The sequence below is a fragment of the Streptomyces sp. NPDC059900 genome (assembly GCF_050270335.1).
GTDB lineage: Bacteria > Actinomycetota > Actinomycetes > Streptomycetales > Streptomycetaceae > Streptomyces.
Map to the genome: position 1 here is coordinate 1 of NZ_JBNNJZ010000224.1, position 12,740 is coordinate 12,740.

Consider the following 12,740-nt stretch of genomic DNA (forward strand, 5'->3'; position numbering starts at 1 on the left):
GACCTGAAGCCGGCGTAGCTCACTCCAGTACGCCGAGTTCGGTGTCGGGCCGGCAGTGCGGGCACGCGTCGATCTGCTCGTACAGCGCCTGGCGCGCCTGGTCCCGGCTGACGCCGCGGGACCGCTTGCCCGCCATGTGACAGCCACCGACGTGCACGTACACCGGGGCGCGCCCGTCGAGCCCCTGCTCGACCAGCCAGTCGGGGACGGGCGGCCTGGCCTGCTCCCCGCGAATCCGCTCGGCCTCGCGCCGCTCGGCGACCTTGATCGCCTCGTCCAGCCGGCGCACCCACATGGCGTGCCACGTCCGCAGGGTACGGAGACGCGGCAGGTCAGGCGGGAGGTCGCTCACATGTTCGAGTGTAAGCGCCGGGCCTGCGGGCGCGTGACGCCGCAGAGGAGGCGATCCGGCGGCGGCCCCGCCGTCTGCGACACTGGATGGACCATGCCTGTACCCGGAGAACTCACCTTCGTCGCGCCCCGCGGAGCCAAGAAGCCGCCGCGGCATCTCGCCGACCTCACGCCCGCCGAGCGCAAGGAAGCCGTCGCCGCCGTCGGCGAGAAACCGTTTCGCGCCAAGCAGCTCTCGCAGCACTACTTCGCGCGGTACGCGCACGACCCGGAGCAGTGGACCGACATCCCCGCCGGGTCGCGCGGGAAGCTGCAGGAAGCGCTGCTTCCCGAGCTGATGTCCGTGGTGCGTCACATCAGCTGTGACGACGACACCACGCGCAAGACGCTGTGGCGGCTGTTCGACGGGACGCTCGTCGAGTCCGTGCTCATGCGTTATCCCGACCGCGTGACGATGTGTATCTCGTCGCAGGCCGGATGCGGCATGAACTGCCCGTTCTGCGCGACGGGGCAGGCCGGGCTCGACCGGAATCTGTCGACCGCCGAGATCGTGCACCAGATCGTCGACGGGATGCGGGCGCTGCGGGACGGGGAGATTCCGGGCGGGCCCGCCCGGCTCTCCAACATCGTGTTCATGGGCATGGGCGAGCCGCTCGCCAACTACAACCGGGTCACCGGAGCCATTCGCAGGCTGACCGATCCCGAGCCGGACGGCGTGGGGCTCTCCCAGCGCGGCATCACCGTCTCGACCGTCGGTCTCGTGCCCGCCATCCACCGGTTCGCCGACGAAGGCTTCAAGTGCCGGCTCGCCATCTCGCTGCACGCGCCCGACGACGAGCTCCGCGACACCCTCGTACCCGTCAATACGCGGTGGAACGTGCGTGAAGTTCTCGACGCGGGCTGGGAGTACGCGGCCAAGTCCGGGCGCCGGCTCTCCATCGAGTACGCCCTGATCCGGGACATCAACGACCACGCCTGGCGCGGTGACCGGCTCGGGCGGCTGCTCCGGAACAAGCCCGTGCACGTGAACCTGATCCCGCTGAACCCGACGCCGGGCTCGAAGTGGACGGCATCGCGGCCTGAGGACGAGAAGGCCTTCGTGGACGCCATCGCCGCTCATGGGGTGCCTGTCACGGTTCGTGACACCCGAGGTCAGGAGATCGACGGGGCATGCGGCCAGCTTGCCGCGTCGGAGCGTTAGTCTGGCTTGAACACATCTTCATAGCCGGAACACATCTTCATATTCCGACAGGGGAGCGCCACAGCGCTGAGAGTGCGGCACCAAGGACAGGTTGGCCGCAGACCCTCTGAACCTTGCCCGGGTCATTCCGGGTAGGAAGTTCGGACATCACTCAAGCTGTTGCGCCCTGCCCGCGCACTGGTCCGATCCGGTCCGGTCCGCGGGCAGGGCCGCGTCTCTTCCTGGTCCCTCCAGGAGGATTGAACTCAGTTGAACTCAGTGAGCAGCATCAAGAAGACCGCCGTCACCGCGGTCGCTGTCGTCCTCGGAGCCGTCGCGCTCTCCGCCTGCGGCGGCTCGTCGGGCAGCGGCGGCGCGTCGGACTCCAAGAGCGTCACGCTCGTCAGCCATGACTCCTTCAACGTCTCCAAGGACGTACTGAAGGCGTTCGAGAAGAGCTCCGGGTACAAGGTCAACGTCCTCAAGGACGGCGACGCCGGAGCCGCCGTGAACAAGGCGATCCTCTCGAAGGACAACCCCCAGGGCGACGTCTTCTTCGGCGTCGACAACACCCTGCTCTCGCGCGCGCTCGACAATGATCTGTTCCAGTCGTACCAGGCCAAGGGGTCGGAGCAGGTCCTTCCGCAGTTCCGCGTCGACCAGGGCAAGCATCGCGTCACGCCCGTCGACAGCGGCGACATCTGCGTCAACTACGACAAGAAGTACTTCGCCGACAAGAAGCTCGCGCCGCCGAAGTCCTTCGCCGACCTGGCCAAGCCCGCCTACAAGAACCTGCTCGTGACCGAGAACGCCGCCACCTCGTCGCCGGGGCTCGGCTTCCTCCTCGGCACCGCCGCCCAGTACGGCGACGACGGCTGGCAGGGCTACTGGAAGAAGCTCAAGGCCAACGGCGTCAAGGTCGTCGACGGCTGGGAGCAGGCCTACAACGAAGAGTTCTCCGGGTCCGCCGGGGGCAAGAAGGCCAAGGGCGACCGGCCGCTCGTCGTCTCCTACGCCTCGTCCCCGCCCGTCGAGGTGCTCTACGCCAAGCCGCAGCCCAAGGAGGCGCCGACCGGCGTCGCGACCGGCACCTGCTTCCGGCAGGTCGAGTACGCGGGTCTGCTCGCCAACGCCAAGAACGAGAAGGGCGGCAAGGCGCTGCTCGACTTCCTGATCGGCGCCGAGTTCCAGGAGGACATGCCGCTGAACATGTTCGTGAACCCGGTGCGGAAGAACGCCGAACTGCCCGAGCTGTTCACCGAGCACGGGGTGAAGGTCGACGATCCGGAGACGATGGCTCCGAAGAAGATCGCCGACAACCGCGAGCAGTGGGTCAAGTCGTGGACCTCGCTCGTACTGAAGTAAGCAGGCCCCGTAAGGGGCTCACGCGTGGGAGCGCGGCGCGGCTCGGTCTGATGGCCGTGCCCGTCGCGTTCTTCGCGGTCTTCTTCGCCTATCCGGTCGCCGCGATCGTCGCGCGCGGCCTGAAGGTGGGCGGCCAGTGGCAGTTCGGGCGGATCGCGGACGTCGTCGCGCAGTCCGACGTCCGGCACGTGCTGTGGTTCACCACCTGGCAGGCGCTCGCGTCGACCGCGCTCACGCTGCTGATCGCGCTCCCCGGCGCGTACGTCTTCGCGCGCTTCGAGTTCAGGGGCAAGCAGGTTCTGCGGGCCGTCGTCACGGTGCCGTTCGTGCTGCCGACCGTGGTCGTCGGGACCGCCTTTCTCGCCCTGGTGGGACGGGGCGGACTTCTCGACGAGATGTGGGGCGTGCGGCTCGACACCACGGTGTGGGCGATTCTGCTCGCGCACGTCTTCTTCAACTACGCCGTCGTCGTACGGACGGTCGGCGGGCTCTGGGCGCAGCTCGACCCGCGCCAGGAGGAGGCCGCGCGGATGCTCGGCGCCTCGCGCTGGACCGCCTGGCGGACGGTGACGCTGCCCGCGCTCGGTCCCGCCGTCGCCGCGGCGTCCCTCATGGTCTTCCTGTTCACGTTCACCTCCTTCGGCGTCGTACAGATCCTCGGCGGACCCGCGTACTCGACCCTCGAAGTCGAGATCTACCGGCAGACCGCCCAGCTCCTCGACCTGTCGACGGCCGCCGTCCTGACGATCGTGCAGTTCGCGGCGGTCGGCCTGATCCTCGCTGTGCACGCGTGGACCGTGCGCAGGCGGGAGACCGCGCTGAAGCTGGTCGACGCGTCGGCGGTCGCGCGCCGGCCGCGCGGGGCGGGGCAGTGGACGCTGCTCGCCGGGGTCATGGCCACGATCGCCGTGCTGATACTGCTGCCGCTCGGCGTGCTGATCGAACGGTCGCTGAGCGGCCCGGACGGGTACGGCTTCACGTACTACCGGGAGCTGACATCGGCGGAGGGCGGGGCCTTCCTCGTGCCGCCGATCGAAGCGGTCTGGAACTCGCTCCAGTACGCGCTCGCCGCCACCGCCATCGCCCTGGTGATCGGCGGGCTCGCGGCGGCGGCACTCACCCGCAAGGCCGGTCGCCTGGTGCGCGGTTTCGACGCGCTCCTGATGCTGCCGCTCGGCGTGTCCGCGGTGACGGTCGGCTTCGGCTTCCTGATCACGCTGGACGAGCCGCCGCTCGACCTGCGCTCCACCTGGATCCTGGTGCCGCTCGCGCAGGCCCTGGTGGGCGTGCCCTTCGTCGTACGCACCATGTTGCCCGTCCTGCGCGCGGTGGACGGACGCCTGCGCGAGGCGGCGGCCGTGCTCGGGGCATCGCCGCTGCGGGCGTGGCGGGAGGTCGATCTGCCGATGGTGCGGCGGGCGCTGCTCATCGCCGCCGGGTTCGCCTTTGCCGTGTCCCTGGGGGAGTTCGGCGCGACCGTGTTCATCGCGCGGCCGGACAACCCGACGCTTCCGGTCGCCGTGGCCCGGCTGCTCGGGCGGGCGGGCGAGCTCAACTACGGGCAGGCGATGGCACTTTCGACGATCTTGATGGTGGTGTGCGCGGTGTCCCTGCTGCTGCTCGAACGGCTCCGTACCGACCGCATGACTGGGGAGTTCTGATGGGTGTGGCGCCAGATACGGGTGCGGGTGCAGGTGTGGGTGAGGGTGAGGGCGTGAGTGCGGGGCTGCTGACGCTGGCGGACGCGACCGTGCGGTTCGGGGCGCGGGCCGTCCTGGACGGGGTCGGCCTCGACGTCGCGCGGCACGAGATCGTGTGCGTGCTCGGGCCCAGCGGCAGCGGCAAGTCGACGCTGCTGCGCGCGGTCGCCGGGCTCCAGGAACTCGACGCCGGGCAGGTGCTGCTCGACGGCCGCGATCAGCGGGGCGTGCCCGCACACAAGCGCGGGGTCGGCCTGATGTTCCAGGACCATCAGCTGTTCCCGCAGCGTGACGTGGCGGGCAATGTCGCGTTCGGGCTGCGCATGCACGGGGTTTCGCGGGGCGAACAGGACGGCCGGGTGGCCGAGTTGCTCGACCTCGTGGGTCTGCCGGGTGCGCAGCGCCGGGCCGTCGCCTCGCTCTCGGGGGGAGAACAGCAGCGGGTCGCGCTCGCGCGCGCCCTCGCGCCACGGCCGCGGCTGCTCATGCTCGACGAGCCGCTCGGGCAGCTCGACCGGTCGCTGCGGGAGCGTCTTGTCGTCGAACTCCGCGAGCTGTTCGACGAGTTGGGCACGACCGTGCTCGCGGTCACGCACGACCAGGGCGAGGCGTTCGCGCTCGCGGACCGGGTCGTGGTGATGCGGGACGGGCGGATCGCCCAGTCCGGTACGCCGCTCGACGTCTGGCGGCACCCTGCGGACGAGTTCGTGGCGCGGTTCCTGGGCTTCGACAATGTCGTCGACGCGACGGTCGTCGGTGAGGTGGCGGACACCGTCTGGGGCAAGGTTCCGGTGCCGGACGGTGCGCAGGACGGAGCGTGCCGTTTGCTCGTACGGCCGGCCGGGGTGCGGCTCGTGGCTGCTGATGAGGGGGTGCCGTGTGTGGTGACGGCGCGTACCTTCCGGGGCACTCATGTCGCCGTCCATCTGGAGCCCCGGGGCGGGCCGCGGCTTGAGGCGGCCTGTGCGTTGCGGGATGCGCCGGGGGTGGGGGAGAGCGTGGGGGTTGCGTTTGATGCGGGGGATGTCGTGGTTCTGGGGTGAGGATTGCCGGGGAGGCGCGGGGGTTGGCCGGGCTTGGCCGGGGCGTTGCGTGGCGGCGGGGCCGGGCGAAACCCAGGTGCCCGCCGGGGGCGGCCGACCTATGGTTCGCCTCATGACGTCTTTGGAGTACGACCGCTATTGCGCCGAAATCGCCGATCAGCTCGGGCAGTTGCGCGCCACGCTGGCCGGGGCCGACCTTTCGGCCACGGTGCCCACCTGCCCTGAGTGGACCATGGGGTATCTCGCCCGCCATATCGGCGGTGCCGTGCGCTGGGCGGAGCGGCTGGTCGCCACCCGTGCCACGGAGGACATACCGGAGGAGGAGGTCCCGGGCATCCGGGGGCCCGAGGGGGACGATCCCGCCGCCCTCGACGCGTGGCTGGCCGAGACCGCCGAGCGCGCGCTGAAGACGCTGTCCGGCGTGAGTGCCGAGACCTCGGTGTGGAGCTGGGCGGAGCCGCAGAACGCGGGGTTCTGGGCGCGGCGCATGACGCATGAGGTGGCGGTTCACCGGGCGGATGCGGCCATTGCCGCAGGGGTTGCCTATGAGGTCGCGCCGGATGTCGCCGCCGATGCGATCGATGAGTGGCTGGAGATCGTGCAGTTCGTGCAGCGGACTGAGCCGGAGGACAGCGCGGCGGAGTTGCGGGGGGCGGGGCGGAGTATTCATCTGCATGCGACTGATGCGCCTGCGGGGCTCGATGCCGAGTGGGTCATCGAGTTCCGTGAGGATGGATTTGTGTGGCGGCGGGGGCATGAGAAGGCGAGTGTTGCGCTTCGGGGGCCGCTTACTGAGGTGCTTCTTGCCTTTTATCGGCGGCGGTCGTTGGACAGCGGGGCCGTTGAGGTTCTGGGGGAGCGGGGGTTGTTGGAGTTCTGGCTGGAGCGGGCCTCGTTCGGGTAGGGGCCTTCTCCCCAACCCCGCCCCTTCCCGAAAACTCGCTGGCGCGAGGGCCTTCGCCTTGGGTGCTGTTGTCACCGGCTTCGCCGAGTTCGTCCTCAAACGCCGGACGGGCTGAACCGCCCGCCGGACGGGCTGAACCGCCCGCCGGACGGGCTGAACCGCCCGCCGGGCCGGCTGAACCGCCCGGCGGGCAGGGCTGTCAGTCGGACGAGCACGACGCCAGTGCCGCCGGAGCCTCCTCCACCTTGTCCACCAACGCGATCCTCGACTCCATCGAGCGGCCCCGGGCCAGGGACTGGAGCAGTGACCAGGCCGGGAGGTCCGTCGTCCAGTGGGTGCGGTTGACCAGGATCATCGGGCGGGGTTCGCCGCGGGACTCGTAGTAGTTCGGAGTGGCCGCGTCGAAGATCTCCTGGACCGTGCCCGCCGCGCCGGGGAGGAACACTATGCCCGCGTTCGAGCGTGCGAGCAGGCCGTCCTCGCGGGTGGCGTTCGCGAAGTACTTGGCCAGGTGGGTGGCGAAGGCGTTCGGCGGCTCGTGGCCGTAGAACCACGTGGGGATGCCCACTGACGCGCCGCCGGACGGCCAGCGCTCGCGTACGGCGAAGGCGGCCCGCGCCCACTCGGTGACCGAGGGGGAGAAGGAGGGGGCCTTGGCGAGGAGTTCGAGCGCCTCGTCCAGCATTTCGTCGCGGAAGACGGACGCGTACGCGCCCAGGTTCGCCGCCTCCATCGCGCCGGGGCCGCCGCCCGTGGCGACCGTGAACCCGGAGCGGGCGAGGGTGCGGCCGAGCCGGGCCGCGCCCTCGTACTCCTCCGTGCCGCGGGCCATCGCGTGGCCGCCCATGACGCCCACCACTCGCGCGCTGACCAGGAGTTCGTCCAGGGCGTCGGAGACCGAGTCGTCGTGGATCGCGCGCAGCATCGAGGAGAAGACGTCGCCGTTGGCCTTCGTCTCCTGGAACCAGGCGTACGCACGGGCGTCAGGAGTCGCGGCGTACCCACCGTCGGAGAGCCCCGCGAACAGCTCGTCCGGCGTGTAGAGGTGACCGCGATAGGGGTTGAACGGCAGGCCGGGGACGGGCGGGAACACCAGCGCACCGGCCGCCCGCACCGCGTCCACCGCAGCCTGCTCCATCGCGCAGCCGAGGAACACCGCGCCTGCGGCGTCGCAGTCCCGCAGCGCGGCCGTACGCTCCGTCAGGTCTATTGCCTGGACGCGGCATCCGGCGAGCGAGCCGTGTGCCGCGAGTTCGTCGAACTCCGCGAGCGACTCGATCTCGCGGTCGCCGCCCGGGAGGCGAGGTGACGGCGTGACGGCGGATGCGGACGCGGGTTCGGGAGTCGGCTGCATCCGCCCATGCTAAGCAGGCCGCGCCGGCGCAGATCGTCAGCCCTGGACCTCGGACGGGTCCATCCACATGATTTCCCAGGTGTGGCCGTCCAGGTCGTCGAAGGCGCGGCCGTACATCATCCCGTAGTCCTGCGTCTTGCCCGCGGTGCCGCCGGCCGCCACCGCCTTGTCGACCAGCTCGTCGACCTTCTCGCGGCTCTCGGCGCTCAGACAGAGCAGCGTCTCGCTGGTCGTCTTCGCGTCCGCGATCTGCTTCTCGGTGAACTGCTGGTAGTGCTTCTTGCTCAGCATCATCGCGATGATCGTGTCGCTGATCACGACACAGGCGCAGTCGTCCGTCGAGAACTGCGGGTTGATCGAGTAGCCGAGCTCCGTGAAGAACTTCTTCGAGCTGTCGACGTCGTTGACGGCGAGGTTCACGAAGATCATCTGCTGGTACATGAGTCGTCTCCCGTTGCGGTGAGTTCTGCGTGGCGCGTGGCGCGTGCGTGCCGTGCGTTTCGTGCGTGCCGTGCGTTCCGTGTCCTACGGAGGGGTAGACGTACGTTCGACGCAGAACTCATCGCCCGTCGCGGATATTTTTCCCGCGCGTTCGGCGAAGGCGCTCACCGAGACCGGCGAAGGCCGCTCACCTCGCGAGCGGTACCGCCGCCAGCTCCGCGACGATCCAGGTCAGCGGCCCGATCACGACGGCGAGCGTGCCCGCCCGCAGCGCCGCGGTGCCGCGCAGCATGGAGGACGGAGCCCCGAGCTGGAGCAGCGCGGACGTCGTGTCGGCCCGTGCGTGCTTGGCCTCGATCGTGACCGTGGCCAGCGTGAGCACCGCGCAGCCCGCGACGAGCAGCGCGCCGAGCATGGTCAGCGGACCGATGGCGGGCCGGTCACCGGCGTAGAGCGTGAGCGCCGCGTACGCACCGGAGCCCACCGCGCAGAGCACCCCGAGCGGCTGCCCGATCCGCCGGGCCTCCTCCTGGAGCCCTCGCCCGGCGAGCAGCCGCATCGCGCCCGGCCTTGCCGCCTGAAGGATCCGCCCGCACAGATAGGTGAGGCCGGGACCCGCGAGCGCGAGGCCGATCGCCGTGAGCGTCCATCCGGCGAGCACGCCCGCGGGGCTGCCGGCCAGGCCGCCCGGCAGCGTGAGGTCCGACGTACCGGCGGACCGGCTCGCGTATGCCTCGACGGCGAGGCCCGCCGCCAGGAGCGCGATGCCCCAGGGGAGTCCGCTCGGCGGCGAGCCCGGCTCGGCCGGCGCGGCCGGTGCGGACAGCCGGGCCGGTTCGTCCTGCCCCTTGCCGGGCTTCGCGGTCCGGGGCCGCAGTACGGCGGCGCTGGCAGCGGTGGCGGTCAGCGGGACGAGGGCGAGCAGGGTGAGTGCCGCGGCGAGGGGCAACGGGTAGTCGGCGGCGAGCAGCTCGGACGCGGCGCCGTCGAACGGCAGGCCCGTCAGATCACCGCGCAGGTGCAGGAAGACCAGGAGCGCCACCATCGAGCCGAGCGTGCATGCCACGGCCGTGGAGATCGCGGCGAGCACGGAGAGCTTGGCCGGGCCGAGTCCCACCGCGGAGAGCCCGGAGCGCGGCCGGGTCGCCGGGTCGGTGCGCGCGACGGTGACCGCGAAGTAGACGGTGGCGGCGATCGGCGCGACGCACCAGGCGAGCCGCAGCAGGGCCCCGCCGGAGGCGTCCGGGTGTCCCATCGCGTACCCCAGCGTGCACAGCAGTAGGAAGCCGGTGCCGGCCGACGCCGCGGCGACGAGCAGCCTGCGCAGCTGCACCAGGGGGTGAGCCCCGCGGGCTAGACGGAGAGCGAGCACGCGGCCCGGCCTTCCGCACCGTCGGAGTCCCCGGAGGCACCCGAAGTACCCGAGGCACCAGCAGCACCGGCGGCACCAGAGACACCAGCGGCGTCCGAGGCGCCACCCGCACCCTCAGCCTGTTCCGCACCCCCGGCCTGGTCCGCATCCGCACCCTCGCCAGCCCTCTCAGGCGAGACCACACCCTCAGATGAGGCAGTCCCCCCAGGCGAAACTGCCCCCTCGGTCGAGCCCGCCCCGCCCTCCGCCCCCGGCAGATGCACCGTGTTCACGCGCCGCCCGTCGAGCAGCGAGACGGTCCGGTCGGCGAGGGCGGCGACCTCCGGGTCGTGCGAGGCGAGCACGACCGTGATGCCGTGCGAGCGGGCCGCGGTCGTCAGCGTGCGCAGAACATGGGCGCGGTCGGCGCGGTGCAGCGGCGCGGTCGGCTCGTCGGCGAAGATCACGGACGGCATCGTGACCAGGGCGCGGGCGATGGCGATGCGCTGGCGCTGAGCCTGGAGGAGCGCGTGCGGCCGCTTGCGGGCGCAGTCGCCGATGTCGAGGCGGTCGAGCCACTCCTGGGCGGCGGCCTTGGACGACCGGTGCGAGGCGCCGCGCAGCATCAGCGGCAGCGCGACGTTCTCCCTGGCGGTGAGCTCGGGCACGAGGTGCGGCTCGGGGTCGATCCAGCCGAAGCGGTCACGGCGCAGCCGCTCGCGGACCACCGGGGTCATCGTGTGCACCGGCGTGCTGTTGAACCAGACCTCGCCCTGCTCGGGCAGGAGCTGGCCGCACAGGCAGCGCAGGAGAGTCGTTTTGCCGCTGCCGCGCGGGCCGGTGACGGCGAGGATCTCGCCCTCGCGCACGCCCAGCGACACGCCGGTGAGCGCGGGCGAGCCGTTGTGTGTGATGTGCAGGGCGCGTGCCCACAGCACGTCGTTGTCCGGCGGGGCCACCATCACGTACACCTCGGTTCAGATCAGTTTGCCTCCCCCGTACGGGGGAACGAAGGCGGGGCCGATCGGTCACTGGGCACGCTAGGGATCCAGGCCGCGCTGCCTGGAAACGACGCGGCCCGGGGGCGCCCGTCTCACTCGAACGGGTGCCCCCGGGGCCGCTGTTGATCACTCGATCACATCATGGTGACCGGAGACCGTGACGGGGATCAGAGCTTCGTCCACGCCTCCGTGAGGACCTGGCGCAGCACGCCCTCGATCTCGTCGAAGGTCTCCTGGGTGGAGATCAGCGGCGGGGCGAGCTGGATGACCGGGTCGCCACGGTCGTCGGCACGGCAGTACAGACCGTTCTCGAAGAGCGCCTTGGAGAGGAAGCCGTACAGGACGCGCTCGGTCTCCTCGTCGTTGAACGTCTCCTTGGTGGCCTTGTCCTTCACGAGCTCGATGCCGTAGAAGAAGCCGTTGCCGCGGACGTCGCCGACGATCGGCAGGTCGTGCAGCTTGCGCAGGGTCTGGTAGAACGCGTCCTCGTTGTCGAGCACGTGCTGGTTGAGACCCTCCTTCTCGAAGATGTCGAGGTTGGCGATGCCGACCGCGGCCGAGACCGGGTGGCCGCCGAAGGTGTAGCCGTGCAGGAAGGTGTTGCCGCCCTTGTAGAACGGCTCGGCGATGCGGTCCGAGACGATGCACGCGCCGATCGGGGAGTAGCCCGAGGTCATGCCCTTGGCGCAGGTGATCATGTCCGGGACGTAGCCGAACTTGTCGCAGGCGAACATCGTGCCGAGGCGGCCGAAGGCGCAGATGACCTCGTCCGACACGAGCAGTACGTCGTACTGGTCGCAGATCTCGCGCACGCGCTGGAAGTAGCCGGGCGGCGGCGGGAAGCAGCCGCCGGCGTTCTGCACCGGCTCCAGGAACACGGCGGCGACCGTCTCGGGGCCCTCGAAGAGGATCTCCTGCTCGATCTGGTCGGCGGCCCAGCGGCCGAAGGCCTCCGGGTCGTCGCCGTGGATCGGCGCGCGGTAGATGTTCGTGTTCGGCACCTTGTGCGCGCCCGGGACGAGCGGCTCGAAGGGGGCCTTCAGGGCGGGCAGACCGGTGATGGACAGGGCGCCCTGCGGGGTGCCGTGGTAGGCGACCGCGCGCGAGATGACCTTGTACTTCGTGTGGTTGCCGGTGAGCTTGTGGTACTGCTTCGCCAGCTTCCACGCGGTCTCGACGGCCTCGCCGCCACCGGTGGTGAAGAAGACCTTGTTGAGGTCACCGGGCGCGTAGTCGGCCAGACGGTCCGCCAGCTCGACGGCGTTCGGGTGGGCGTAGCTCCACACCGGGAAGAAGGCCAGCTCCTGCGCCTGCTTGTACGCCGTCTCGGCGAGCTCGTGACGACCGTGACCGGCGTTGACCACGAACAGGCCGGAGAGGCCGTCGAGGTACTTCTTGCCCTTGTCGTCGTAGATGTAGGTGCCTTCGCCACGCACGATGGTGGGCACGGGTGCGTTCTCGTAGTCCGACATGCGGGTGAAGTGCATCCACAAGTGGTCGTACGCGGTTCGGCTGAGGTCCTTGCTCACGGCTATCGGGTTCCCCACATATAGGTCTGCTTCTTGAGCTTCAGATAGACGAAGCTCTCGGTGGAGCGCACGCCGGGGAGGGCGCGGATGCGCTTGTTGATCACTTCGAGAAGGTGGTCGTCGTCCTCGCAGACGACCTCCACCATCAGGTCGAAGGAGCCCGCGGTCATCACCACGTACTCGCACTCGGCCATGGCCGTCAGCGCCTCCGCGACCGGATCCAGATCGCCCTCGACATTGATGCCGACCATCGCCTGGCGCCGGAAACCCACGGTGAGCGGGTCCGTGACGGCGACGATCTGCATCACGCCCTGGTCGAGCAGCTTCTGGACGCGCTGCCGCACGGCCGCTTCGGACAGGCCCACGGCCTTGCCGATGGCGGCGTACGGACGGCGTCCGTCCTCCTGAAGCTGTTCGATGATCGCCAGGGAGACGGCGTCGATGGGAGAAGAGCTGTTCCCCTGACGGGAACTACTGGAATCTGCGCTGCGACTGGCCACGACCCCATGGTGCACAGGAGT

11 protein-coding genes and 1 pseudogene are annotated in these 12,740 nt (G+C 70.3%); 5 read left to right on the forward strand and 7 right to left on the reverse strand.

Annotated features, from left to right (window positions below; all coding sequences use genetic code 11):
- Positions 1-19: 19 nt before the first annotated feature.
- Positions 20-352 (reverse strand): DUF6233 domain-containing protein, encoded by a 333-nt coding sequence (locus ACQKIP_RS25595; RefSeq protein WP_365864720.1) that lies wholly within the window; start codon positions 350-352, stop codon positions 20-22.
- 93 nt (positions 353-445) lie between these two features.
- On the opposite strand from ACQKIP_RS25595, the gene rlmN reads away from it, so the two are divergent.
- From rlmN to ACQKIP_RS25620, 5 genes are all read left to right on the forward strand, one after another.
- Positions 446-1,552 (forward strand): 23S rRNA (adenine(2503)-C(2))-methyltransferase RlmN, encoded by a 1,107-nt coding sequence (gene rlmN / locus ACQKIP_RS25600; protein WP_361194044.1) that lies wholly within the window; start codon positions 446-448, stop codon positions 1,550-1,552.
- Between the two features lie 258 nt (positions 1,553-1,810).
- Positions 1,811-2,896, forward strand: a complete 1,086-nt coding sequence (locus ACQKIP_RS25605) for a thiamine ABC transporter substrate-binding protein (RefSeq protein ID WP_365864718.1) — start codon at positions 1,811-1,813, stop codon at positions 2,894-2,896.
- Positions 2,872-4,557 carry an ABC transporter permease gene (locus ACQKIP_RS25610; RefSeq protein WP_365864716.1) on the forward strand — a complete coding sequence of 562 codons (1,686 nt, stop codon included), beginning with the start codon at positions 2,872-2,874 and terminating at the stop codon, positions 4,555-4,557. The genes ACQKIP_RS25605 and ACQKIP_RS25610 overlap by 25 nt, the downstream gene beginning before the upstream one ends.
- A 53-nt stretch (positions 4,558-4,610) precedes the next feature.
- Positions 4,611-5,639, forward strand: coding sequence for an ABC transporter ATP-binding protein (locus ACQKIP_RS25615; protein WP_365864714.1), 1,029 nt, complete (start codon positions 4,611-4,613; stop codon positions 5,637-5,639).
- Between the two features lie 112 nt (positions 5,640-5,751).
- The gene (locus ACQKIP_RS25620; RefSeq protein ID WP_365864712.1) at positions 5,752-6,543 is read left to right on the forward strand and encodes a maleylpyruvate isomerase family mycothiol-dependent enzyme; all 792 of its coding nucleotides are present in this window, start codon (positions 5,752-5,754) and stop codon (positions 6,541-6,543) included.
- Positions 6,544-6,742: 199 nt separating this feature from the next.
- Here ACQKIP_RS25620 and ACQKIP_RS25625 read toward each other — a convergent pair whose 3' ends face one another.
- From ACQKIP_RS25625 to ACQKIP_RS25650, 6 genes and pseudogenes are all read right to left on the reverse strand, one after another.
- On the reverse strand, positions 6,743-7,897 hold the full coding sequence (locus tag ACQKIP_RS25625) for an LOG family protein (RefSeq protein WP_365864710.1): 1,155 nt from the start codon (positions 7,895-7,897) through the stop codon (positions 6,743-6,745).
- 36 nt (positions 7,898-7,933) lie between these two features.
- Entirely contained in the window at positions 7,934-8,338 is a 405-nt protein-coding gene (locus ACQKIP_RS25630; RefSeq protein ID WP_365864708.1) for a VOC family protein, read from the reverse strand.
- A gap of 187 nt (positions 8,339-8,525) precedes the next feature.
- Positions 8,526-9,710, reverse strand: coding sequence for a hypothetical protein (locus tag ACQKIP_RS25635; RefSeq protein ID WP_365864706.1), 1,185 nt, complete (start codon positions 9,708-9,710; stop codon positions 8,526-8,528).
- 209 nt (positions 9,711-9,919) lie between these two features.
- Positions 9,920-10,651 (reverse strand): annotated as a pseudogene (locus tag ACQKIP_RS25640) (ABC transporter ATP-binding protein); the annotation flags it as partial.
- Between the two features lie 206 nt (positions 10,652-10,857).
- Positions 10,858-12,237, reverse strand: a complete 1,380-nt coding sequence (locus ACQKIP_RS25645) for an aspartate aminotransferase family protein (protein WP_365864705.1) — start codon at positions 12,235-12,237, stop codon at positions 10,858-10,860.
- A complete protein-coding gene (locus tag ACQKIP_RS25650) occupies positions 12,222-12,734 on the reverse strand; it encodes an Lrp/AsnC family transcriptional regulator (RefSeq protein ID WP_365864703.1) in 513 nt (170 codons plus the stop codon). Before ACQKIP_RS25650 ends, ACQKIP_RS25645 begins: the two co-directional genes overlap by 16 nt.
- Positions 12,735-12,740: the final 6 nt, after the last annotated feature.

Excerpts from the sequence above, each read along its gene's own strand:
- ACQKIP_RS25630 (WP_365864708.1), bottom strand. The coding sequence starts at position 8,338 with ATGTACCAGCAGATGATCTTCGTGAACCTCGCCGTCAACGACGTCGAC.
- ACQKIP_RS25625 (WP_365864710.1), bottom strand. The coding sequence starts at position 7,897 with ATGCAGCCGACTCCCGAACCCGCGTCCGCATCCGCCGTCACGCCGTCA.
- ACQKIP_RS25620 (WP_365864712.1), top strand. The coding sequence starts at position 5,752 with ATGACGTCTTTGGAGTACGACCGCTATTGCGCCGAAATCGCCGATCAG.
- rlmN (WP_361194044.1), top strand. The coding sequence starts at position 446 with ATGCCTGTACCCGGAGAACTCACCTTCGTCGCGCCCCGCGGAGCCAAG.